This is a genomic window from Lysobacter sp. SCRH-1R (genome assembly GCF_057747855.1).
In genome coordinates, this window is record NZ_CM173227.1 from 3,379,197 (window position 1) to 3,402,250 (window position 23,054).

At 69.5% G+C, this 23,054-nt stretch carries 17 protein-coding genes and 1 pseudogene; 9 read left to right on the top strand and 9 right to left on the bottom strand.

Going from position 1 to position 23,054, the window contains the following annotated elements; all coding sequences use genetic code 11:
• Positions 1-97 precede the first annotated feature (97 nt).
• Complete coding sequence (locus AC3ANK_RS15500; RefSeq protein ID WP_305062454.1) at positions 98-2,269, top strand: methyl-accepting chemotaxis protein; 2,172 nt, start codon at positions 98-100, stop codon at positions 2,267-2,269.
• Between the two features lie 300 nt (positions 2,270-2,569).
• Here the strand turns inward: AC3ANK_RS15500 and AC3ANK_RS15505 are convergent, their stop codons facing one another.
• Entirely contained in the window at positions 2,570-2,881 is a 312-nt protein-coding gene (locus tag AC3ANK_RS15505) for an energy transducer TonB (RefSeq protein WP_206861708.1), read from the bottom strand.
• Between the two features lie 294 nt (positions 2,882-3,175).
• Between AC3ANK_RS15505 and AC3ANK_RS15510 the strand changes: the two genes are divergently transcribed.
• The 6 genes from AC3ANK_RS15510 to AC3ANK_RS15535 all read left to right on the top strand — a co-directional run bounded on the left by AC3ANK_RS15510 (position 3,176) and on the right by AC3ANK_RS15535 (position 11,259).
• Entirely contained in the window at positions 3,176-5,875 is a 2,700-nt protein-coding gene (locus tag AC3ANK_RS15510) for a methyl-accepting chemotaxis protein (RefSeq protein WP_305062455.1), read from the top strand.
• Positions 5,876-6,135: 260 nt separating this feature from the next.
• Positions 6,136-6,990, top strand: a complete 855-nt coding sequence (locus tag AC3ANK_RS15515; RefSeq protein ID WP_206861709.1) for a CheR family methyltransferase — start codon at positions 6,136-6,138, stop codon at positions 6,988-6,990.
• 11 nt (positions 6,991-7,001) lie between these two features.
• Positions 7,002-7,604 (top strand): chemoreceptor glutamine deamidase CheD, encoded by a 603-nt coding sequence (gene cheD / locus AC3ANK_RS15520; protein ID WP_206861710.1) that lies wholly within the window; start codon positions 7,002-7,004, stop codon positions 7,602-7,604.
• Positions 7,604-8,671 (top strand): protein-glutamate methylesterase/protein-glutamine glutaminase, encoded by a 1,068-nt coding sequence (locus AC3ANK_RS15525; RefSeq protein WP_206861711.1) that lies wholly within the window; start codon positions 7,604-7,606, stop codon positions 8,669-8,671. Before cheD ends, AC3ANK_RS15525 begins: the two co-directional genes overlap by 1 nt.
• 366 nt (positions 8,672-9,037) lie before the next feature.
• Positions 9,038-10,210 (top strand): methyl-accepting chemotaxis protein, encoded by a 1,173-nt coding sequence (locus AC3ANK_RS15530; RefSeq protein ID WP_206861712.1) that lies wholly within the window; start codon positions 9,038-9,040, stop codon positions 10,208-10,210.
• 14 nt (positions 10,211-10,224) lie between these two features.
• Entirely contained in the window at positions 10,225-11,259 is a 1,035-nt protein-coding gene (locus AC3ANK_RS15535) for a sensor histidine kinase (protein WP_206861713.1), read from the top strand.
• Between the two features lie 45 nt (positions 11,260-11,304).
• On the opposite strand, the gene AC3ANK_RS15540 is transcribed toward AC3ANK_RS15535, so the two are convergent.
• The 6 genes and pseudogenes from AC3ANK_RS15540 to AC3ANK_RS15565 all read right to left on the bottom strand — a co-directional run bounded on the left by AC3ANK_RS15540 (position 11,305) and on the right by AC3ANK_RS15565 (position 19,856).
• Complete coding sequence (locus AC3ANK_RS15540; protein ID WP_206861714.1) at positions 11,305-12,114, bottom strand: class I SAM-dependent methyltransferase; 810 nt, start codon at positions 12,112-12,114, stop codon at positions 11,305-11,307.
• Positions 12,111-13,044: pseudogene (locus AC3ANK_RS15545) on the bottom strand (TrmH family RNA methyltransferase). Before AC3ANK_RS15545 ends, AC3ANK_RS15540 begins: the two are co-directional and overlap by 4 nt.
• A 66-nt stretch (positions 13,045-13,110) precedes the next feature.
• Positions 13,111-13,680 (bottom strand): GNAT family N-acetyltransferase, encoded by a 570-nt coding sequence (locus AC3ANK_RS15550; protein WP_206861716.1) that lies wholly within the window; start codon positions 13,678-13,680, stop codon positions 13,111-13,113.
• 103 nt (positions 13,681-13,783) lie between these two features.
• Positions 13,784-15,283 carry an alanine/glycine:cation symporter family protein gene (locus AC3ANK_RS15555; protein ID WP_484172890.1) on the bottom strand — a complete coding sequence of 500 codons (1,500 nt, stop codon included), beginning with the start codon at positions 15,281-15,283 and terminating at the stop codon, positions 13,784-13,786.
• Positions 15,284-15,493: 210 nt separating this feature from the next.
• On the bottom strand, positions 15,494-18,634 hold the full coding sequence (locus AC3ANK_RS15560; protein ID WP_206861718.1) for an efflux RND transporter permease subunit: 3,141 nt from the start codon (positions 18,632-18,634) through the stop codon (positions 15,494-15,496).
• A gap of 100 nt (positions 18,635-18,734) precedes the next feature.
• Positions 18,735-19,856: an efflux RND transporter periplasmic adaptor subunit gene (locus AC3ANK_RS15565; RefSeq protein WP_425492587.1), complete on the bottom strand. Its 1,122-nt coding sequence runs from the start codon at positions 19,854-19,856 to the stop codon at positions 18,735-18,737.
• A gap of 336 nt (positions 19,857-20,192) precedes the next feature.
• Here AC3ANK_RS15565 and cysK point away from each other — a divergent pair, with 336 nt between their 5' ends.
• A complete protein-coding gene (cysK, locus tag AC3ANK_RS15570) occupies positions 20,193-21,149 on the top strand; it encodes a cysteine synthase A (protein ID WP_206861720.1) in 957 nt (318 codons plus the stop codon).
• Positions 21,150-21,200: 51 nt separating this feature from the next.
• Entirely contained in the window at positions 21,201-21,722 is a 522-nt protein-coding gene (locus AC3ANK_RS15575) for an O-acetyl-ADP-ribose deacetylase (RefSeq protein ID WP_206861721.1), read from the top strand.
• A 105-nt stretch (positions 21,723-21,827) separates the two neighbouring features.
• Here the strand turns inward: AC3ANK_RS15575 and AC3ANK_RS15580 are convergent, their stop codons facing one another.
• Positions 21,828-22,436 (bottom strand): cytochrome c3 family protein, encoded by a 609-nt coding sequence (locus AC3ANK_RS15580; RefSeq protein ID WP_206861722.1) that lies wholly within the window; start codon positions 22,434-22,436, stop codon positions 21,828-21,830.
• Positions 22,436-23,053 carry a nitrate reductase cytochrome c-type subunit gene (locus AC3ANK_RS15585; RefSeq protein ID WP_206861723.1) on the bottom strand — a complete coding sequence of 206 codons (618 nt, stop codon included), beginning with the start codon at positions 23,051-23,053 and terminating at the stop codon, positions 22,436-22,438. The genes AC3ANK_RS15580 and AC3ANK_RS15585 overlap by 1 nt, the downstream gene beginning before the upstream one ends.
• Between the last annotated feature and the right edge of the window lies 1 nt (position 23,054).

Consider the following 23,054-nt stretch of genomic DNA (forward strand, 5'->3'; position numbering starts at 1 on the left):
CCGGCAAATACCGCAACTTCGATCTGAATCAAAAACGCGCGGCGCCGATAACGACGGCAAGACGCGCTTCCGCGTCGAGTCCCTGTCGCGGTGCCCCATGCCGAACGTCCTTTCGATTTTCCGTTTCTCCTCCCTCTCCCTGCGCGCGCGCTTCGCGTGGATGATCGCGGTGCTCGCGCTCGGGCTGGTCGTGCTCACCGGCATCGCGGTGCAGCGCAACTACACCGGCCAGATCGCCGACGAGCGCGCCCGCCTGCACACGCGCGTCGCCGCCGCCATGACCGTGGTGCGGCGCTACGCCGACCTGGCGCAGGCCGGAAAGCTCGCCGACGACGTCGCGCGGCGCGAGGCGCTGCTGGTGCTCTCCACGCTGCGCAGCCGCGACGGCACCGATTACCTGTGGGTCAACGACGAGCATCCGCGCATGCTCATGCACCCGCACCAGAAGCAGCTCGTCGGCAAGGACCTCACCGATTACGTCAGCCCCGACGGCAAGCACATCTTCGTGGAGATGGTGAAGGTCGCGCGCGACGGCGGCGGCTTCGTCGATTACCAGTGGGCCAAGCCGGGCGTCGAAGGACCGGTGCTGAAGATCTCCTACGTCGAGCACCTGCCGCGCTGGGGCTGGGTGGTCGGCAGCGGCGAATACACCGACGACATCGCCGCGCGCGCGTGGCGCTTCGCCGGCATGCTGCTGGTGGCGGCGGCGATCGCGCTGGCCGCGGTGATCGTGCTGTGCCTGGTGATCGCGCGCAGCATCGCCGCCTCGGTGCGCGGCGCGACGGAGGCCGCGCAGGCGGTGGCCGACGGCCGCTTCGACCTGGTCATCCACACCGAACAGCGCGACGAGATCGGCCAGCTGCAGCAGGCGCTGGAGCGCATGTGCCGCCGGCTGGAGGACTATTCCAGCGCGCAGGGCGAAATGGCGCGCCGACACGACGAAGGCCAGATCAGCTTCCGCATCGACGAATCCGCCTTCCCCGGTGCGTACGGCCGCATGGTGCGCGAGACTAACGGGCTGGTCGCCTCGCACATCGATTCGATCCAGCGCGCGTTGCAGATCATGGAACGCTACGCGATCGGCGACCTCTCGCAGGACATGGACCGCCTGCCCGGCGAGAAGGCCGTGCTGACGCGGACGATGGATTCGGTGAAGGCGAACCTGCGCGCGATCAACGGCGAGATCCGCCGCCTCGCCGCCGCCGCGGCCGACGGCGATTTCGCCGCGCGCGGCGACGCGTCGCGCTTCGACCACGATTTCCGCGCGATGGTCGACACGCTCAACCGCCTGATGGCCACCGCCGACGAGAACCTCTCCGCGCTGTCCACGCTGCTGCAGGGCGTGGCGAAGGGCGATCTCGCCCAGCGCATGCACGGCGATTTCCGCGGCGTGTTCGCGCGCATGAGCGTGGACGCGAACGAGACGGTCGACCGCCTCGAGCAGATCGTCGGCCGCATCCGCGAAGGTTCGGACGCGGTCGGCAGCGCGGCGGCGGAAATCGCCGCGGGCAACCACGACCTCTCGCAGCGCACCGAGTCGCAGGCGGCGTCGCTGGAGGAAACCGCCTCGTCGATGGAGGAACTCACCTCCACCGTGCGCCAGAACGCCGACAACGCGCTGCAGGCGGACGGCCTGGCGCGCGATGCGGCGGAAGTGGCCTCGCAGGGCGGCGCGATCGTGCACCGCGTGGTGCGCACGATGAGCGCGATCAGCGAATCCTCGCGCCGCATCGGCGACATCATCGGCGTGATCGACGGCATCGCGTTCCAGACCAACATCCTGGCGCTGAACGCCGCGGTGGAAGCCGCGCGCGCCGGCGAACAGGGCCGCGGCTTCGCGGTGGTCGCCGGCGAAGTGCGTTCGCTCGCGCAGCGTTCGGCGAATGCGGCCAAGGAAATCAAGCAGCTGATCACCGATTCGGTGGTGGAAGTGCAGCAGGGCACGCAGCTGGTCGACCAGGCGGGGCGCACGATGGAGGACATCGTGACCAGCGTGAAGAAGGTCAGCGACATCATCGCCGACATCTCCGCCGCCTCGCGCGAGCAGAGCGCGGGCATCGAGCAGGTCAACGGCGCGATCACGCAGATGGACGAGGGCACGCAGCAGAACGCCGCGCTGGTCGAGCAGGCCTCCGCCGCGGCGCGCAGCCTGGAGCAGCAGGCCGCCGAGCTGGTGGAAACGGTGGCGGTGTTCCGGCTGTCGCGATCGGGTGCAGCAGCGGGTGCGACGGTAGATACGGAGCTGGCGCGGATCGCGCGGCGGCGGTAAGCCCCTCTCCCTCCGGGAGAGGGTTGTGGGTGAGGGTCGGGGCAAGCGGTGCGACGACGCCGTCGCGCTGTTGTAGCCCGGGTAAGCGAAGCGCACCGCGCCATTGTGTAATTCAGTTGTGGTTGCGATGACCGCGCCGCAGCGCGTTGCATCGATAAAGCGGCCATTCTCTTGGCGATCCCCGGGTGCGCTTCGCTTACCCGGGCTACAAGAGCAACATCGGCCTCCCTGCGCCCCACAAAAGAAAAACGCGCCGTCTCCGGCGCGTCTTCCTCCCCGCGATGGCGGATGCAGCGGTGCTTACAGCGAGAAGTCCAGGCGCACCTTGCCCTTGCCGCCGCCCGGAGCGAACTCCCACTGCTTCACGGCGCGCACGGCCGACTGCTCGAACACGCGGGCCGGCTTGGCGTTGACGACCGAGACGCTGGCGACCTTGCCGGCCGGGTCCACGGTGAATTCGACTTCGACGAAGCCCTGGGTGCCGGCACGGGCCGCTTCGGCCGGGTACTGCGGCTCGACGCGCTTGATCGGCTTGAGGTCGGCCGAGGCCGGGGCGGCGAAGGACAGGGCCAGCACGGCGATGCCGGCGGCGGTGAGGAGGGAACGGCGCATGGGATGGCTCCTTGGGGATGGTGTCTGGCGACACCGGGGTCATCGGCCGGTTCCGCGGAATCTTTAGCCCTCGAATTCCGGGCGGTTGCAGCCCGGGCAAGGCCGCAGGCCGCACCCGGGGCAACGCCACCGCAGACGCGCCCCCGGGTGCGCTTCGCTTACCCGCTACAGGAGCCGTGCGCCCTCGCACCGGGTAAGGGCCGGACCCGCAAAGTCCCTCACCTAAAGTTTCCCTCCCCCGCGCCGATGCAACGGATGTCGACCCGAAAGGGTCCGTTCCGCACGAGAGGATCCATGTCCACCCTTGCACACCGTCGGCCGTCGGCCACCCTGCTGGACCGCTTCCTGGGTCCGGCCACCCGCCTGATGTCGCAGTTGCGCTTCAACCAGAAGGCCATCGTCATCGGCGCGGCCTTCATGCTCACCTGCGGCGTACTGGCCGGCATCCTCGTGGTGCGTTCCAACGCCGAGGTCAGCGCCGCGACGAAGCAACGCGACGCGGTCGTGGGCCTGGGCCACCTGCATCGCGCGATGCTGGCGATCCAGCAGCACGAGCTGCAGGTCGTGCGCAAGTTCGCCAAGGACGAGGTGTCCGACCAGGCGCTGCAGGAATCGGCCGCGCAGGTCGCGCGCGAACTCGACGCGCTCACTGCCTGGCAGGCGCGCAACCTGCCCGCGTCGGCCCTGCCGGCCGCGCTGAAGGACGCCCGCGCCGCGTGGGACAAGGCCAACGGCGAACACGGCGATTCGGCCGCCGCCGCGACCGACCACGGTGTCGCGGTGCGCAAGCTGGGCGAAGTGCACGGCCTGATCGCCGACGAAACCGGCCTGGCGCAGGCCCAGAACCCCGCCGTGCTCTACATGGGCCGCGCCGCGACCGTGTGGGTGCCGACGCTGGCCGAATACACCCAGCAGCAGAGCGCCACCGCGTTGCGCGTGCTGGGCGACGGCGCGATCTGGGTCGACGACCGCACCGGCCTGGCTGTCTCGCGCAACATGCAGGACTACGTGCGCACGCGTTCGGAAATCGAGATCAAGGACGCCGAAGAGGAAATGGCCGAGCTGGCCGCGACCATCGGCGCGCCGTTCCGCAAGGCGCTCGATGCGGTCGCCAAGCAGAACGCCGACATCCAGAAGCACATCCTCGACGCCGAAACGCCGGTGCTGCCGGTGAAGATCATGGCCGCGCGCACCGAGGCCACGCGCCTTGCGCTCGCCTCCGCGCTGTCGGCCGCGAACGCCTCGCTCGACCACGCCGCCTCGACGGAAATCTCGCGCCTGCAACAGCGCACCGCGTGGACGCTGGGCTCGTGCATCCTGATCCTCGCGCTGGCGACCTACCTGTTCCTCGGCTTCAGCCGCAGCACGCGCGCCGCGCTGAAGGAAGTGCAGGACGCCTCCGATCTGCTCGCACGCGGCGAATTCCCCGACGCGGTGCGCGTGGACAGCCGCGACGAAGTGCGCGACATCGCGCGCGGGCTGGAACGCGCCATCAACACGCTGCGCAACTTCGCGGGCGCGCAGCGTGAACTGTTCGAAGCGCACCAGGCCGGCGAGATCGACCGCCGCCTGCAAAGCGACGACTTCCCCGGCGCCTACGGCCAGATGGCCGGCGAAGTGAACACGCTGGTGGATTCGCACATCCAGGTGAATACCCGCGCGATCGAGATCGTCGCCGCCTACGCGCGCGGCGACCTGTCGCGCGACATGGACCGCCTGCCGGGCCAGAAGGCGCGCATCACCGACGCCGTGGATTCGGTGAAGAGCGGCATGAACGCGATCAACGCCGAGATCAAGACGCTGGTCGACGCCGCCGTCGCGGGCGATTTCAGCCGTCGCGGCGATGCGTCGGCGTTCGAGTTCGTCTACCACGACGTGGTGCAGTCGCTGAACCAGCTGATGGCCACCGCCGAGGAAGGCCTGCACGAAGTCGGCACGCTGCTGTCGGCGGTCGCCGACGGCGACCTGAACCGCCGCGTCGAAGTGGAACTGCCGGGCCAGTTCGGCCGCCTCGCCGGCGATGCGAACCGCACCGTCGACCAGCTCGCGCAGATCGTCGGCCAGATCCGCCAGGGTTCGGATGCGATCAGCTCGGCCGCGGCGGAAATCGCCGCCGGCAACAACGACCTGTCGCAGCGCACCGAGCAGCAGGCGGCGTCGCTGGAAGAAACCGCCTCGTCGATGGAAGAGCTCACCAGCACGGTGCGCCAGAACGCCGACAACGCGCGCCAGGCCAACCAGCTGGCGCAGAGCGCGGCCGAAGTCGCCGGCCAGGGCGGCACGGTGGTGGGCGAAGTGGTCGAGACGATGAACGCGATCAACCAGTCGTCGAAGAAGATCGCCGACATCATCGGCGTGATCGACGGCATCGCCTTCCAGACCAACATCCTGGCGCTGAACGCGGCGGTGGAAGCCGCACGCGCCGGCGAACAGGGCCGTGGTTTCGCGGTGGTGGCCGCCGAAGTGCGCTCGCTCGCGCAGCGTTCGGCGAATGCGGCGAAGGAGATCAAGCAGCTGATCACCGACTCGGTCGGCAAGGTCGAGGAAGGCAGCCAGCTGGTCGACCAGGCCGGCCGCACGATGCACGAGATCGTGACCAGCGTGAAGAAGGTCACCGACATCATCGCCGACATCTCGGCGGCGTCGCAGGAACAGAGCTCGGGCATCGAGCAGGTCAACAACGCGATCACGCAGATGGACGAGGGCACGCAGCAGAACGCGGCGCTGGTCGAACAGGCGTCGGCCGCCGCGCGCAGCCTGGAACAGCAGTCCGAGCAGCTGGTGCAGACCGTCGCGGTGTTCCGCCTCGCGCAGGCCAGTGCCACGCAGGCCGCACGCGCCGCGCAGGCGACGGTGGTGGAGATGCCGGCGGCCAAGCCGCCGCGCGCCAAGCCCGCCGCGCCGGCCGCTTCCGCATCGCCCGCCAAGCCCGCAACGCGCAAGGTGCGCGCCACGGCGGCGGCGAATGCGGATGGGGATTGGCAGGAGTTCTGAGCCGTATTGCCGTGAAGCCCTCTCCCTTCGGGGTGAGCTCCTCTCCCTGCTTGCAGGGGGAGGTTGGGAGGGGGTCGTGAGGCGCGAGAGCGCCGAGCTCAATGCAAGTGCACTGGCGTAACCGCGCTGTGCACTTCACCCCTCCCCAACCCTCCCCTGCAAGCAGGGGAGGGAGCAAGAAGCCAAGGCGGGCGCCCAGCGAACCGAAGCACTCGCTTCTCACTCCTCACCCTCGTTCCTCCTCACTCGCCCCTGGCCCCATGCGTCCTTCCCCGCGCACCTCCGACGACCGCGAGTTCACCTTCGACGAACGCGACTTCCGCCGCGTCTGCCGGATGATCCGCGACCACGCCGGCATCCACCTGCACCCGCACAAGCGCGACATGGTCTACAGCCGCCTCGCGCGGCGCGTGCGTGCGCTGGACATGGAACGCTTCGGCGATTACCTCGACTACGTCGAGGCCGATCCCGACGCCGAGCTGCAGGGCTTCATCAACGCGCTCACCACCAACCTCACCTCGTTCTTCCGCGAGTCGCACCACTTCGACCTGCTCGCCGACCACCTGCGCGCGCATTGCCGCGACGGCGCGTCGATCTGGTGCAACGCCGCCTCCACCGGCGAGGAGCCGTACACGCTGGCGATCACCGCCTGCGAGGCGTACGGCACGATGACGCCGCCGGTGCGCATCCTGGCCACCGACATCGACACCAACGTGCTGCAGACCGCCGCGCGCGGCGTGTATCCGGTGGAGCGCATCAACGCGCTGTCGCTGCAACGGCGCCGCCAGTTCTTCCAGCGCGGCGACGGGCCCAACGCGGGGCTGTGCCGGGTCAAGCCGGAGCTGCAGGCGCTGATCGAATTCCGCCCGCTCAACCTGCTCGATGCCGACTACGGCCTACGCGGCGGTTTCGACGCGGTGTTCTGCCGCAACGTGATGATCTATTTCGACAAGGCCACGCAGTACCAGGTGCTCACGCGCATCGCACCGCTGATCGCGTCCGATGGCCTGCTCTTCGCCGGGCATTCGGAAAGCTTCGGCCACGCGCACGACCTGATCACGCCCTGCGGCCGGACCACCTACCGCCCCGCCTCCCGCACCGACCCCCGCCGATAGACGCAGCGACCATGAACGCCGCCATTCCCGCCCGTCCCGCGATCGAGCCGGGCAGCTATTTCGATCCGGTGCTGCAGACCGAGGCGATCAAGCTGCTTCCGGCCGATTACCGCGTCACCGATCGCCCGATCGCGCTGGTCACGCTGCTGGGCTCGTGCGTGGCCGCGTGCCTGTACGACCCGATGCTGCAGGTCGGCGGCATGAACCACTTCATGCTGCCCGGCGGCGAAGCGGGCTCGGTGTCCTCGCGCTACGGCGCGCACGCGATGGAACTGCTGATCAACGACCTGCTCAAGCGAGGCGCGCGCCGTGCGCGGCTGATGGCGAAGGTGTTCGGCGGCGGCAACGTGCTGTCGGGCTTCTACAGCGATCCGATCGGCACGCGCAACGCGAGCTTCGTGCTGGAATACCTCACCGCCGAGCGCATCCCGGTGATGGCGCAGGACCTGGGCGACATCCACCCGCGCAAGGTCTGCTTCTTCGCGCAGACCGGGCGCACGCTGGTCAAGCGCCTGCCGTCGGCACGCAACGACGTGATCGTCGACGCCGAACGCGCCTACTACGGTCGCCTCGCCCGCGAGCCGGTCGCCAGCGGCAGCGTGGAGTTGTTCTGATGAACGCGGCCGTACGTACTCCCGCACGCGGTCCCATCCGCGTGCTCGTGGTCGACGACTCGGCGCTGGTGCGCCAGTTGATGACGCAATTGCTGGAGGCCGATCCGGGCATCCAGGTCGTCGGCAGCGCGGCCGATCCGTACATCGCGCGCGACAAGATCAAGCAGCTCGAACCCGACGTGCTCACGCTCGACGTCGAGATGCCGCGCATGGACGGCCTGACCTTCCTGCGCAACCTGATGCGCCTCAGGCCCATGCCGGTGGTGATGGTCTCCACGCTGACCGAGCGCGGCGCGCAGGTGACGCTGGACGCGCTCGCGCTGGGCGCGGTGGATTTCATCGCCAAGCCCAAGCTCGACGTCGCGCGCGGGCTGACCGAATACGCCGGGCTGCTGATCGAGAAGGTCAAGCAGGCCGCGAAGGCGCGCGTGGTGCCGCCCTCGCCGGCCCGCGTCGCCGAGGCGTCGGCGATGCCGGCGGTGGCGTATCGCACGACGCACCGGCTGATCGCGATCGGCGCCTCCACCGGCGGCACCGAGGCGATCCGCGAAGTGCTCTCGCAGATGCCGGCCGATGCGCCGGCGACGGTGATCGCGCAGCACATCCCGGGCGCATTCAGCGCGCCCTTCGCCGATCGGCTTGATCGGCACAGCCGCATGACGGTGATCCACGTCGAACGCGACCAGGAACTGCTGCCGGGGCATGCGTACGTCGCACCGGGCGGTCGTCACCTGCGCGTGTTCCGCAGCGGTGCGCGCTGGCATTGCCGGCTCGGCGACGACGATCCGGTGCGCCGTCATCGTCCCAGCGTGGACGCGCTGTTCGATTCGGTGGCCGAACACGTCGGCGCCAACGCCAGCGCCGCCCTGCTGACCGGCATGGGCGACGACGGCGCGCGTGGCCTGCTCGCCTTGCGCAAGGCCGGCGCGGCGACGATCGCGCAGGACGAGGCCAGCAGCGTCGTCTGGGGCATGCCCGGCGCGGCGGTCGCACTCGGCGCGGCGCAGGAAACCGTGCCGCTGTCGCTGGTCGCGCAGAAGTTGTTGTCGGGCACCGCGCACGAGTAACGAACGCCTGCGTTTGTAGCCCGGGTAAGGCCGCAGGCCGCACCCGGGAAACAGGTCGCCGCGACGTTCGACCCCGGGTGTGCTTCGCTTACCCGGGTTGCAGGAGCCGACAACCGACTGATGCGGCGCCGTGCACGTCACCCCTCCCCGACCCTCCCCTGCACGCAGGGGAGGGAGCCCGCACGTCGCGGCGAGGAGTGAGTGAAGGGAAACGAGAACCCAGTGACCGCCCGCACCTTCGCCCCAACCAAAACCGTGACGCACTGACGCTTTTACTCACTTCTGGCTCCTCTGCCCTCGTTCCTCGCTCTAAAGCACCCGCAACCCCCGCCGTTATCTAAGTTGCCCCATTCGGTGAGATCGAAGATGGATTCCCGCGTACTGATTCGCCTTGCAGCGCCCGTGGCGCTGACGACCCTGCTCATCGCCGCCGAAGCGATGGGCTGGCCCTCCGCCGTGCAATGGGGCGCGCTGGTCGCCATGACGCTCGCGTGGCTGGGCTTTGCCTGGACGATGCAGCGTCCCAGCCACAACGATGCGGCGATGCTGCGCGAACAGACGCGCCTGCTCGACGACCTGCGCAACTTCGTCAATTCCGAAGTGCAGGGTTCGCGCGGCGAGATCGAGCGCACCCGCACGCTGATCCGCGAGTCGGTCGCCAAGCTCGGCACCAGCTTCGAGGCGGTGAACCGCAAGTCGCGCGAACAGAGCGAAGTGGTCTCGCGCATCATCGACCGCACCGACGGCGAACACGGCGGCGTGGACGTCTCGCGCTTCGCGCTGCAGGCCAGCCAGCAGATGGAACAGCTGGTGGAAGCGCTGGAAGCCGTCAGCGGCCAGAGCACCACGACGGTCACGCACATCGACGCGATGGCCGATCACCTGGACGGCATCTTCGCGCTGCTGGAAGACGTGAAGTCGATCGCCGACCAGACCAACCTGCTCGCGCTGAATGCCGCGATCGAAGCGGCGCGTGCCGGCGAGGCGGGCCGCGGCTTCGCGGTCGTCGCCGACGAGGTGCGCAACCTGTCCGAGCGCTCCACCGCTTTCAACGAACAGATCCGCAAGCTCGCGCACAGCTCCAAGGACGCCATCGCCCGCGTCCGCGACACCGTCACCACGATGGCGTCCCGCGACATGGACCGCTCCCGCGGCGCCCGCGCCGAAGCCGCCGCGATGCTGGAACGCGTGGACGGCATCAACCGCGGCCTAGGCAACGGCATGCGCGAGATCGCCGACTGCGGCCGCGCCATCGACGGCTCCGTCGCCGAAGCCGTGCGTTCGCTGCAGTTCGAGGACATCGCCACCCAGGCCCTGGGCGCGGCCACCACGCACCTGGACCGCCTGAGCGCGATCAACCGCGAGGCCACCGCCCTGCACCAGCTGCTGCACAACGCCGACCGCGCCGACGCCGAAGTACGCCAGGCCCTGCAGCAGCTCGGCCAGCGCATCGCGCAGATGAAGTCCGAGTGGGAGCGTCCGCCTCACAAGGCCGTGATGCAGCAGTCGATGGATGCTGGTAGCGTCGAACTCTTCTGACCTTCCATGACGGGATGAACGCGATCCCTCCATCGCCGGCCGGCTCCACCGGCCAGGACCCCGCCCACGGGCGCGCTGAAGAGCGCGCCCGTGCGCGTGTCGAGCCCGCTTCGCCCGATGTGGACGGACCGGCGGATCGGCTGGACGGCGGCGGCCTGCGCGCGCGGCTGCGCGGACGCCGGGGTTTCCTGCTCTCGCTGGCGATGGCCGCGCTGGCGATCGCGTGGATGGCGCTGATCGCCCCCGCCCTCGCGCTGGAACTGCGCCGCTTCTTCGGCGACGCCGCGCACTGGATCGCCAACGCGCTCTCGCTGCCACTGGTCGCGGTGCTGATGTTCCTGATGCTGCGCCGCACCTGTTCGGACGCGCGCGAGGTCGAACTGACCGCACACCTGCATCGCCAGCAGCAGGAACTGCACGCGCTCACCGGCCGCCTGATCGACGTGCAGGAAGCCGAACGCCGCACGCTGTCGCGCGAACTGCACGACGACATCGGCCAGGCGATCTCGGCGATGAAGATGTCGGCCACTTCGATAGAAGGCGAGAACGAAGCCGGGCGGCGCGAGATCGTCGAGGAGATCGTCGGCATCGCGGACGCGACCATCGCCAAGCTGCGCGACATCTCGATCCTGCTGCGCCCGCCGCAGCTGGATGCGCTGGGCCTGGTCGCGGCATTGCGCTGGCAATGCGAGCGGCTGTTCCGCGGCGGCGCGCCGGCGCTGGAACTCGATCTGTCGCCGCTGGCCGAACGCCCGGACGCTCCGGTGGAACTGGCATGCTTCCGCATCGCGCAGGAAGCGCTGACCAACGTGCTGCGCCATTCCGGCGCGACGCAGGTGACGGTGCTGCTCGCACCGCGTGGCGACCAGCTGCTGCTGTCGATCATCGACGACGGGCGCGGCTTCGATCCCGAAAACGTCCACGGCCTGGGCCTGATCGCGATGCGCGAACGCGCGACGCACCTGGGCGGCACGTTCGACGTGGAGACGGTGGCGGATGCGGGGACGTGCGTTCGTGCGTGCTTGCCGATGCGCATTGCGCGGCCCTGACGCAGCCGCCACGGCCCACGAGGCGATGCGGAATGCGGGCGTCCGTCAGCGCGTGGCGACCAGCACCCACAGCGGCTGCGGTATCGCGGCGCCCGGCGCGTGCACGCGCCTTGCGCACGCTTCGGCGAACCCGGCCTCGCGCATGTCGTCCAGCAGGTCCCAGCCGAAGTGGTGGAAGCACAGCACGCCGCCGGAGACGGGATCTCCGTGGTACTCGGGCTCGGGGATCAGGTGTTCGATCGTCCCGTCGCCGCGGACGCGTGCGAGGCGACGGGACTGCAGCATCGATTCCTGGAACGGCACGGTCAGCACCAGCGTGCCGCCCGGTCGAAGCACGCGCGCGCACTCGCGCAGGGCGAGGCGGTGCTCGGAGACGTGTTCGAGCACGTCCAGCGACACGATCGCATCGAGCGACGCATCGCGCCGCTTCAGCGCGGTCAGGTCGGCGAAGTGAAGGCATTCCCGCACGCCGTGCCACCACAGCCAGCCGGTCAGCCGAAGACGCCGGCGAAGGTCGCGCACGTACTCGCTACCGCTCAGGTTGGACAAGCGGCGCTTCAGCGCGACGTAGAACGGCGTGGCCTGCTCGGTCGCGTAGACGCGCGCGTCGTCGCGGCCATGCAGTTCCTCCAGCAGCGTAACGACGGCCGCACGATGGCGCGCGTTGGTCCTGCAACGCGGGCATGCCAGTCCCTCGCGGAAGCAGATCTTCCGGCCGGTGGTTTCCACGCGGATGGCGTCTCCGCACAGGGGACAGCGCCCATCGACGACGAAGTCGTGCGGCAGCGGCTCGGGCGAGCCCGCGTCCGCCCTCCAGGCGGCGGCGGTGGACCACTGCAACGCAGACCCGCTCATCGCTTCGCGCGCCATGCCGCCAGCAGCACCGCCGCAGCCGATGCCACGTTCAGGCTTTCCACCAGCCCCGTCCCCGGAATCGACAATCGCAGGTCGCAGGCCGCCGCCAGTTCACGGTCCATGCCCTCGCCTTCCGCGCCCAGCACGTAGATCGTGCGATCGGGCAGTGGCGTGGCGAACACGTCGGTACCGCCGTTCACCACCGTGGCCGCGAGGGTGAAGCCGGCGCCACGCAGCTGGGCGATGGCGTTGTCCTCGCGGCCCAGGCGCACCAGCGGGACCGCTTCGGCGCCGCCTTCGGCCACGCGCGCGGCGGCGCCGGACAACGACAGGTTCGAATGCTTCGGCAGCAGGATCGCCGACACGCCGAAGTGCGCCGCCGAACGCAGGATCGCGCCGAAGTTGTGCGGATTGCCGACGCCGTCGAGCCAGATCGCGCACTGCGGACCGGACGGCAGATCGCGCAGCCACGTCGACAACGGCAGCGGTTCCTCGCGCAGCACGTCGGCGACCACGCCTTCGTGATGGCTGCTGGCGGCGAGCTTGTGCAGGTCGAGTTCGTCCACCACGCGATAACCCACGCGGTTGGCGACGCACCACTTCAGCAGCGGCTGCAACGCGGGAATGCGCGCTTCGGCGAGGTACAGCTTGCGGATCGCCTGCGGCCGGCGCGAGAACACCGCGTGGATCGCGTTGAGGCCGTACAGGCGCAGCTCGGCGCTGCGGCGTTCGCGCGCGGGATGCGCGACGTGCTCGCCTTCGTGGCCGGTCGCGTCGTGGGCTGCATCGTGCACGCGGGCTTCGTGCGGACGGGCGTCTTGGGCACGGCTGCCGCGCGCCTGTGCGTCGTGCGCATCGCGGTCGCGGCGGAAGCGCGCGGTGTGCTCCTCGAACCGCTCCTTGCGGCTGCGCACGTGCGTGCCACCCCACGGCGACGCTGCGTCGCGCGAAGGCGGGCCGGGCGGGCGCGGACCACGGGGCGGACGATTGGGCGGATCACGGTGCGTCACACAGACTCCTTCGTACTTTGGCGAACACGCGCAGGTCGTGCGCATGGCCGTCCTTCACGAGGGCGCAGCGCGCGACGCCCTCCTCGATGAAACCGTTCTTCAGCAGCACGCGCGCGGACGCCTCGTTGAACGTGAGCACATTCGCCTGCAGCCGATGCAGCGAAAGCGCCTGCATCGCCCACGGCACGTACAACGCGACCGCGCGCGTCATCAGTCCGCGACCCCACATCGACCGGCCGAGCCAGTACCCCAGCTCCGCCGACTGACCGCGTTCCGCCTGCCCCGGCCGCGCGGCGATGCCGCCGCACGCCTGTCCGTCCACTTCGATGGCGAACACCGGATCGTCGAAATCGACGACCTCGCCGGCGAGGAAGCGTTCGCCGTCCTCACGCGTGTACGGATGCGGGAAGCGGCTGCTCAGGCCGCGCACGACCTCCGCGTCGTTGGCGTGGCGCAGCAGCGGTTCGAGATCGTCCGCGCGCCACGCCCGCAGCACGAAGCCGTCGCCCTGCAGGCGGACGGAACGTGGATCGCGGACGGGCGGGCTGGCGAGCATGCGCACAGGGTACCCGCGCGAGGGCGCGGGAATCCGAACGGCGTGTTCAGTCGGGCCCCGCCGCCTGCCCGTTGCCGGGACGAAGGCGGCGGAACCGGCGGATTCAGCCTTCGCCCTGCAGCGAGGGCTGCGCGGACGCGGCGGCGGCGGACTCGTCCGCCGGCTGCGCGCCGCGACGGCCACGCCAGAAATCGGCGTTGCGGATGCCCAGCGCGTCCGGATCGAACACCGGGTCCAGGCCCAGCTTCTTCTGCCGTTCGTAATCGCGCAGCGCGATCATCGCCGGCTTGGCGAGGATCAGGATCGCGATGATGTTGAGCCACGCCATCAGGCCCACGCCGATGTCGCCCAGCGCCCAGGCCACGGTCGCGTTGTGCGAGGCGCCGAAGATCACCATGGCGATGATGCCCAGCCGCAGCAGCAGCACGGTCAGCGGGCGGCGACGGCCGCCGTTGACGTAGGCCAGGTTGGTTTCGGCCATGTAGTAATAGGCCATGATCGTGGTGAAGGCGAAGAAGAACAGCGCCACCGCGACGAAGCCCGCGCCCCAGCCCGGCAGCACCGATTCCACCGCCGCCTGCGCGAAGCCCGGTCCCGCCTCGATGCCCGCCAGCCCCGAATACAGCGCCGCACCGTCGGCGGCGACCACGTTGTAACGGCCGGTGGAGAGGATCAGGAAGGCGGTGGCGGTGCACACCATCATCGTGTCGAAGTAGATCGCGAACGCCTGCACGTAACCCTGCTTGGCCGGATGCGAGACCTCCGCCGCGGCCGCCGCGTGCGGACCGGTGCCCTGGCCTGCCTCGTTGGCGTAGATGCCGCGCTTGACGCCCCACTCCACCGCCAGGCCGAGCAGTGCGCCGTACGCCGCGTGGCCGCCGAACGCGCTGGAGAAGATCATGCCGAACATCTCCGGCACCTGCCCGGCGTTCATCGCCATCACGACCACGGCCATCAGGATGTAGCCCATCGCCATGAACGGCACGACGATCTCGGCGAAGTTCGCGATGCGCTTCACGCCGCCGAAGATGATGATCGCCAGCAGCACCGACACCGCCGCGCCGATGCCGAGCTTGAACGCGTCGCGCGCATCCAGCCCGAACCACTGGCCGTCGAGCGAACCGCACAGCGCCGAGCCGTGGCACACGTTGGCGGCGCTGTCGGCGATGGCGTTGGCCTGCACGCCGGGCATCAGGAAGCCGGCGGCGGCGATCGTCGCGATCGCGAAGGCCATCGCGTACCACTTCAGGCCCATCGCCTTCTCGATGTAGTACGCCGGACCGCCGCGGTAGCGACCTTCGGCGTCCTTGGTCTTGTAGATCTGCGCGAGCGTGGATTCCACGTACGACGTCGACGCGCCGAGGAAGCCCATCACCCACATCCAGAAGATCGCGCCCGGCCCGCCGAACGCGATCGCCGTGGCCACGCCGGCGATGTTGCCGATGCCGATGCGCCCGGCCATCGACATCGCCAGCGCCTGGAACGACGACACGCCCGCCTCTGACTTCTGCCCGGCGACGGTGAGGCGGAACATCTCGACGAAGCCGCGCACCTGCATGAAGCGGGTGCGGATGCTGAAGTACAGGCCGGCGCCGAGGCACATGAAGATCAGTGCCTGGCTCCAGACGATGCCGTTGACGGCGCTAAGGATGTTTTCCACGCAGGCTCCCGGACGGAGGAAAGGGCGTCGCCCCGTCGTGGGGGAACCGCCCGATTCTGCATGAAAGCGCGGCGCCGTGCGTGCCTGCCGGCGATCCGCGCAGACAGGTTCGAACCTGCGCCGTCATGCTCGCCCCGGCACGAAGGGCACGCGTTACGCGTGCCCGCCCACCGACGGCGTCGTGGCCTCCAGCTTCTCCAGCTCCTGGCCCACCGCTTCGGGCGATCGCGTGTACTTCGCCAGCAGCATGTAGAACGCCGGCACCACGAACAGCGACAGCAACGTCGAGAACGAGACGCCGAAGATCACCACGATGCCGATGGTCGCGCGGCTTGCCGAACCCGGGCCGCCGGCGAGCACCAGCGGGATCGCGCCGACGACCGTCGCGATCGAGGTCATCAGGATCGGGCGCAAACGGACCGAGGAGGCCTCGACGATCGCCTCGCGGATGCTGCGGCCTTCGTCGCGCAGCTGGTTGGCGAACTCGACGATCAGGATGCCGTTCTTCGCCGCCAGGCCCACCAGCATCACGATGCCGATCTGGCTGAACAGGTTGAGCGTGCCGCCCGTCGCGGCGAGGCCGATCAGCGCGCCGAGCACGCCCAGCGGCACGGTGAGCATGATCACGAACGGATGGATGAAGCTTTCGAACTGCGCGGCGAGCACCAGGTACACGACGAGCAGCGCCAGGGTGAAGGTCAGCAGCACCGCACCGCCGGCCTGGATGTACTCGCGCGACTCGCCCTTCCAGTCGATCTGCGCATGATCCGGAAGCTCCGCGCGCACGGTGTCCTGCAACCAGGTGATCGCATCGCCCATCGGATAGCCCGGCGTGAGGCCGGCGCTGATCGTGATGGCGCGCAGTCGGTTGAAGCGGTTGAGGCTGCCGGGCTCGGCGAGTTCGCGCAGCGTCACCAGGTTCGACAGCGGGATCAGCGCGCCGTCGCGCGCGCGCACCTGGATCGCCGCGAGGTCTTCAGGCGAAGCGCGCAGTTCGCGGTCGGACTGCACGACCACGTCGTACTCCTCGCCGTTCTGCACGAAGGTGGTGACGCGGCGGCTGCCCATCATGGTTTCCAGCGCGTGGCCGATGTCGGTCACCGGCACGCCCAGGTCGGCGGCGCGCTGACGGTCGATCTCCACGCGCATCTGCGGGCGCGTTTCCTTGTAGTCCGAATCGACCGAGAAGAAACCCGGGTTGGTTTCCATCTTCGCGATCAGCTTGTCGCGCCACTGCGCCAGTTCGGCGTATTCCGGGCCGCCCAGCACGATGTTGATCGGCTGGCCGCGCGAGCGCACCAGGCCGCCGGACACCTGCGGCATCGCGCGCACGCCGGGCAGCTTGCCCAGTTCGGACCGCAACGATTCGGCGACGTCGGCGGTGGAGGTGGTGCGGTTCTTCCAGTCCTGCAGGAACACCGAGATGCGACCGGTGTGCATCTCCTCGCTGGCGCCGAAGCCGCCCGGCACGCGCGGGTTGTAGCGCTGGATGGTCTCGCCCTCGCCGGTGTGTGCGGCGACGATCTTCTCGACCTGCTGCACCTGGCCGACGGTGTAGTCGAAACCGGCGCCTTCCGGCCCCTGGATGGAGATCGAGAAGAAGCCGCGATCCTCCGCCGGCGCCAGTTCCGACGGAACCAGCTTCAGCAGCAAGCCGCTCACCACCATCGTCGCGAGCATCACGCCGACGACGAGCATCCACAGCTTCGACGGCTTGTGGTCGGTCACGCGCGAGAGCAGCCCGCGATAGCGCGAGGTGACGCCGTCCAGGCGCGCGTTCACCCAGCGGTGGACGACGTTGGATTTCTCCTGGCTGTGCGGGCGCACGAGCTTGGAGGACATCATCGGCGTGAGCGTCAGCGCGACGAAGGCCGAGATCGCCACCGCGCCGGCCAGCGCGACCGACAACTCGCGGAACAGGCGACCGGTGTTGCCTTCCATGAAGCCCACCGGCAGGAACACCGCGACCAGCACGGCGGTGGTCGCGATCACCGCGAACGCCACCTGCGCCGTGCCGCGCTTGGCCGCGACCAGGCGCGGCTCGCCCAGGTCGGTGCGTCGCTGGATGTTTTCCAGCACGACGATGGCGTCGTCCACCACCAGGCCGATCGCCAGCACCAGTGCGAGCAGCGTCAGCAGGTTGATCGAGAAGCCGAACAGGTACAGCGGGATGAACGCGGCGATCAGGCACACCGGCACCGTCACCGCCGGGATCAGCGCGGCGCGGAAGCTGCCCAGGAACAGCCAGATCACCACCAGCACCAGCACGATCGCCTCGATCAGCGTGTGGTACACGCGTTCCACCGCCGATTCGATGAAGATCGTGGTATCGAAGGCGACGAAGATCTTGGTGCCTTCCGGCAGCGTCTTCTGCACCTTCTCCGCTTCGGCGCGCACCGCGCGCGCGACGTCGAGGCTGTTGGCGGTGGAGGTCTTGACGATGCCCAGGCCGATGTTCGGCTCGCCGTTGCTGCGGTAGTACGCGCGGCGTTCGGCGGACGCGAGCTCGATGCGCGACACATCGCCCATGCGCACCACGTAGCCGTCCACGCCCTTGCCCAGCGGGATCTGCGCGAAGTCTTCCGGCCGCTGGTAACTGCGCGCCACGCGCAGGGTGAAGTCGCGCGCGTTGGATTCGATGCGGCCGGCGGGAAGCTCGACGTTCTCCGCTTCCAGCGCGTTCTCCACGTCGTTGACGGTGATGCCGCGCGCGGCGAGCGCGTCGCGGTCCAGCCAGATGCGCATCGCATAGCGCTGCTGGCCGCCGATGCGCACCTGCGCCACGCCGTCCACGGAGGACAGGCGATCGACCACGTAGCGTTCGGCGTAATCGGACAGCTGCAGCGTGTCCATGCGCGTGGAGCTCATGTTGAGCCACAGGATCGGGTCGGCGTCGGACTCGACCTTCTCGATTTCCGGCGGATCGGCCTCTTCCGGCATGCGGTCGAGCACGCGGCTGACCGCGTCGCGCACGTCGTTGGCGGCGGCTTCGATCTCGCGGTTGAGCGTGAATTCGATGCTGATCGCCGCGCGTCCGTTGACGCTGCGCGATTCGATCGTCTCGATGCCTTCGATGCCCGCCAGCGCGTCTTCCAGGATCTGGGTGATGCGCGTTTCCACCACCGCCGCCGAGGCGCCGGGATAGTTCACGTCCACCGAGACGATCGGCGGATCGATCGCCGGCAGTTCGCGCAGGGTGAGGCGCGAGAACGCCATCACGCCCAGCACGATGATGAGCAGGCTCATCACCGTGGCGAACACGGGACGGCGGATCGAGAGGTCGGACAGATTCATGACGTCACCCGTGGAGGAGTGAGGAACGAGAAGCGGGGCGTGGGACCGGCGATGAAGCGCTTCCGCTCACTTCCCACTCCTCCTCGCTCGCTTGCGATGCTCAGCCGGCCTTGGCCGTGCCGTTCTTCGTGGCGGCGCCGACTTCGCCCGCCGGCGCCTTGTCGCCCGCCGCGTCGACGATGCGCGCGCCCACGCGCAGCTTGCCGGTGCCGTCCACGACGATGCGGTCGCCGACGTTCAGGCCCTGCGCCACTTCGGCGAGGCCGTCACGACGGCTGCCGACCTTGATGTCCACGCGTTCGACCGAGGAGTCGGGCTTGACGCGGTAGACGAACGAATCGGTGCCGACCTGCACGATGGAGATTTCCGGCACCAGCAGCGCCTCGCGCTGCGGGCGCGACAGCGTGACCTGCATCAGCATGCCCGGGCGCAGCGCGCGGTCGGGGTTGGCGAAATCGCCGCGCACCACGACCGAACGCGTGGCTTCGTCCACGCGCGCGTCGATCGTGCTGACCTGGCCTTCGAACGTGCGGCCGGGATACGCCGCGCTGGTCCCGGCGACCTGCTGGCCGACGCCGAGCGCGGCGATCAGCGCCTCGGGCACCGGGAAATCGACGTAGACGCGGGCGGTGTCGTCGAGCGTGGCGATCGCCGTGCCCGGCTGGACCAGCGCGCCGGGGCTGACCTGGCGGATGCCGAGCACGCCGGAGAACGGCGCGCGGATCACGCGGTCGCCGATGTCGGCGCGCATCTGCGCGACACGGGCCCGCGCGGCATCGCGCAGGGCGAGCTGGGTGTCGAGGGTGGAACGCGCGACGAGCTGCTGGTCGGCGAGTTCGCGCTGGCGCTGGTAGAGGCGTTCGGCTTCGTTGGCGGTGGCTTCGGCCTGCTTCAGCGCGGCCTCCTGCTGGCGGCCGGTGAGCGTGACCAGCGGCGCGCCCGCGGCCACCACGTCGCCGCTTTCGAAATGCACCTGCTGCACCGTCTCGCTGACCTTGGCGGTTACGGTGATGGATTCGCGCGCCTTCACGTTGCCCAGCGCCAGCACCGTGTCGCTGAACGGCTGCAGGCGCACGCGCTGCGTGGTGACCGGGATCGGGCGCTCGCCGCCGTCCTGGCGCTGCTCGGCGCCATTGCTGCCGCATGCGACGGTCGCGCCGGCGAGGGCCAGCACGAGGCCGGCTCGGAGGACGCGAAAACTGAAGCTGGAGCGAGGTCGCATGCGGGGCCTGGAAGGAAACGACGAAGGTGGAGCGGACGCGCTGTGAAGCCCGGGGATTCTAGCGGCCGATCTTCAACGGTCGCCTAGCCCATTGGTTGACAACCGATTGCGCAAACGCCTTCACGCGCCAGATCGCGCAAGGCCGTCGGTCGGCCGGCGCCTGGCCGGGGCCGAACGGGATCTGACACCCGACTGTGGCACTCTCCGATGACGGTCTCGTGCAGGGCCGCGACAGGCGCCAGGGGCCCGCCACGCACCTGTCCGGCGCCCGCGGCTGGCCGCTTCCGGCGGCTCCGTCCGTCCCGCTCCAAGCCCACTCGCGCAGGAGTTCCCCCCATGATCCACGACAGCATCCTCGACACCATCGGCCGTACCCCGGTGGTGCGCCTGCACCGCCTCGCGCCGGAACACGTCACGCTCTACGCCAAGGTCGAGGCCTTCAACCCCGGCGGCTCGGTCAAGGACCGCCTGGCGCTGGCGATCGTCCTCGACGCCGAAGCGCGCGGCCAGCTCAAGCCGGGCGACACCGTGGTCGAGGCCACGTCCGGCAACACCGGCGTGGCGCTGGCGATGGTCTGCGCCGCGCGCGGCTACAGGTTCGTGGCGGTCATGAGCGATTCGTTCTCGATGGAGCGCCGCAAGCTCATGCGCGCCTACGGGGCGAAACTCATCCTCACGCCCGCCGCCGAACGCGGGAGCGGCATGGTGCGCCGCGCCGCCGAACTGGCGGAGAAGCACGGCTGGTTCCTCGCGCGCCAGTTCACCAACCCGGCCAATCCCGCGTACCACCGGCAGACCACGGCGGCGGAGATCCTGCGCGATTTCGCCGGCCGCCGGCTCGACCACTTCGTCACCGGCTGGGGCACGGGCGGCACGCTGACCGGCGTGGGCGAAGTGCTCAAGGTCGCGCGCCCGGAAGTGCGCGTGACCACGTGCGAACCGGCGGGAGCCTCGCTGCTGGCCGGCAAGGAATGGCAGCCGCACAAGATCCAGGGCTGGACCCCGGACTTCGTGCCGGAAGTGCTCAATCGCGACGTCGCCGATGCGATCCTGCCGGTCGACGACGTGCTCGCGCGCGACACCGCGCGTCGCCTGGCGCAGGAGGAAGGCCTGTTCGTCGGCATTTCCGCCGGCGCCACCGCCGCCGCCGCGCTGGAAGTCGCGCGCAATGCCGAGGAAGGCTCGGTGATCCTGGCGATGCTCCCAGACACCGGCGAGCGTTACCTCTCGACGTTCCTGTTCGAAGGGGTCAACGAAGGGTCGGATGACGAGTGGCTGGCGTCGCTGGGGTGACGCGCGTTCAGCCCCTCTGCCGTCGGGAGAGGGCGATCGAAGTGGCTCCACATGCCCATCGAAGTCATCCAGACCGACATCACCACGCTCGACGTCGACGCCATCGTCAACGCCGCCAACGAGAGCCTGCTCGGCGGCGGCGGCGTGGATGGCGCGATCCACCGCGCGGCGGGGCCGGGGTTGCTCGCCGAATGCCGTTCGCTGCCCGAAGTGCGCCCCGGCGTGCGCTGCCCGACGGGCGAGGCGCGCGCCACCGGCGGGCATCGGTTGCCGGTGCGTGTCGTGATCCACACGGTGGGGCCGGTGTGGCGCGGCGGCGCTTCGGGCGAGCCGGCGCTGCTGGCGTCGTGTTATCGCCGGTCGCTGCGGCTGGCGCTGGAGCAGCGCGTCGCGTCGATGGCGTTTCCGGCGATCAGTTGCGGGATCTACGGCTACCCGCCGGAGTCGGCGGTGCCGGTCGCGGTGCGCGAAGTGCGCGACTGGCTGGCGCAACACGAGGCGCCGATGCGCGTGGTGTTCGCGTGCTTCGGGGAGACGATGGCGCGGTTGTATCGCGCGGAGCTGGGAGGTTGAGGCGTTCTGCGCGTCCTCCCGGGTGCGCTGCGCCTGGCCGGGCTACAAAGGCGAACTATGCCGGGCGCTGGTAGCCCGGGTAAGGCCGAAGGCCGCACGGGGCCCTCATCCTTGAGGAACCCCCGCCATGTCCGGCAGCCGATGCGCAATGCCCTTATGGCAATCGATGCACGTCTTCTCCCCCGTGCCGAGCCAGCGCTTGTGGATCTGCGCGGCGCGCGAACCCTGGCGGGTGAGGTCCATCGAGTCGTACTGATGGCAGTTCCGGCATTCCAGCGAATCGTTCGCCTTCAGCCGCGCCCATTCGTGCATCGCCAGTTCCAGGCGGTGATCGAGGAACTTCTCGCGCGTGTTCACCGTGCCGAACACCTTGCCCCACACTTCCTTCGATGCCTGCATCTTGCGCGCGATCTTGTCGGTCCAGCGATGCGGCACGTGGCAGTCCGGGCACGTCGCGCGCACGCCGGAACGGTTGGTGTAGTGGATCGTCGTCTGCAGCTCCTGGTACACGTTGTCGCGCATCTCGTGGCAGCTCGTGCAGAACGCCTCGGTGTTGGTCGCTTCCAGCGCGGTGTTGAAGCCGCCCCAGAACACGATGCCCGCGACGAAGCCCGCCGCCACCAGGAACCCCAGGCTGTAATGCACGCTGGGGCGGCGCAGCGTGAGCCATATCGGCCGCAACCACGACCACACGCGTTCCCGGAGACGACGCATCACGGCCTCCCCTGCGCGGTTTCCGCAGTGGCCGTGCCGGCTTCGGCCGCCGCGAGCACCGCGTCGATGGTCTGGAAGGTGTTGTTCACCAGCAGCGGCGCATCGGTCTGCACGACGTGGCACTGGTTGCAGAAGTAGCGCCGGGAGGAAATCGTCGCGAGGAACTGGTCGTCGCGGTCCATGTAGTGCGTGACGCTCACCGGCGGCGCCTGGAACTTCTCGGCGTTCGCGCGCGCGTGGCAGAGCATGCAGCGGTTGCTGTTCATGTCGACCTGGTAGCCATCGATCGCGTGCGGGATCGTCGGCGGCTGCATCGGATACGCGCGCTCGCGCTTCACGTCCATGTTCTGCACGTGCCACAGCGGCTGCGGCGCGGCTTCCTGGTCGACCGGAATACCGCGGCGCAGCGCATCGACCTGCCGGAGATCGGTGCGGCCGAGCGCCGAATCCGCACGCACGACCGGCGTCGTCACTGCGGCGACTTCGCGTTGCGCTTCATGCTTCCGCTCGCTGCCGCGCCCGAACAGCCAGCCGGCGACGAACACCAGGACCAGCAGCCCGACGGTGAGCGCGCCGGCGATCCACAACGGGCGATTTCGCGTGAATGCGTTGCTCATG

Bases quoted from the DNA above. Each gene is read 5' to 3' on its own strand.
- AC3ANK_RS15500 (WP_305062454.1), top strand. From the start codon at position 98: ATGCCGAACGTCCTTTCGATTTTCCGTTTCTCCTCCCTCTCCCTGCGC.
- AC3ANK_RS15505 (WP_206861708.1), bottom strand. From the start codon at position 2,881: ATGCGCCGTTCCCTCCTCACCGCCGCCGGCATCGCCGTGCTGGCCCTG.
- AC3ANK_RS15510 (WP_305062455.1), top strand. From the start codon at position 3,176: ATGTCCACCCTTGCACACCGTCGGCCGTCGGCCACCCTGCTGGACCGC.
- AC3ANK_RS15515 (WP_206861709.1), top strand. From the start codon at position 6,136: ATGCGTCCTTCCCCGCGCACCTCCGACGACCGCGAGTTCACCTTCGAC.
- cheD (WP_206861710.1), top strand. From the start codon at position 7,002: ATGAACGCCGCCATTCCCGCCCGTCCCGCGATCGAGCCGGGCAGCTAT.
- AC3ANK_RS15525 (WP_206861711.1), top strand. From the start codon at position 7,604: ATGAACGCGGCCGTACGTACTCCCGCACGCGGTCCCATCCGCGTGCTC.
- AC3ANK_RS15530 (WP_206861712.1), top strand. From the start codon at position 9,038: ATGGATTCCCGCGTACTGATTCGCCTTGCAGCGCCCGTGGCGCTGACG.
- AC3ANK_RS15535 (WP_206861713.1), top strand. From the start codon at position 10,225: ATGAACGCGATCCCTCCATCGCCGGCCGGCTCCACCGGCCAGGACCCC.
- AC3ANK_RS15540 (WP_206861714.1), bottom strand. From the start codon at position 12,114: ATGAGCGGGTCTGCGTTGCAGTGGTCCACCGCCGCCGCCTGGAGGGCG.
- AC3ANK_RS15550 (WP_206861716.1), bottom strand. From the start codon at position 13,680: ATGCTCGCCAGCCCGCCCGTCCGCGATCCACGTTCCGTCCGCCTGCAG.
- AC3ANK_RS15555 (WP_484172890.1), bottom strand. From the start codon at position 15,283: ATGTGCCTCGGCGCCGGCCTGTACTTCAGCATCCGCACCCGCTTCATG.
- AC3ANK_RS15560 (WP_206861718.1), bottom strand. From the start codon at position 18,634: ATGAATCTGTCCGACCTCTCGATCCGCCGTCCCGTGTTCGCCACGGTG.
- AC3ANK_RS15565 (WP_425492587.1), bottom strand. From the start codon at position 19,856: ATGCGACCTCGCTCCAGCTTCAGTTTTCGCGTCCTCCGAGCCGGCCTC.
- cysK (WP_206861720.1), top strand. From the start codon at position 20,193: ATGATCCACGACAGCATCCTCGACACCATCGGCCGTACCCCGGTGGTG.
- AC3ANK_RS15575 (WP_206861721.1), top strand. From the start codon at position 21,201: ATGCCCATCGAAGTCATCCAGACCGACATCACCACGCTCGACGTCGAC.
- AC3ANK_RS15580 (WP_206861722.1), bottom strand. From the start codon at position 22,436: ATGCGTCGTCTCCGGGAACGCGTGTGGTCGTGGTTGCGGCCGATATGG.
- AC3ANK_RS15585 (WP_206861723.1), bottom strand. From the start codon at position 23,053: ATGAGCAACGCATTCACGCGAAATCGCCCGTTGTGGATCGCCGGCGCG.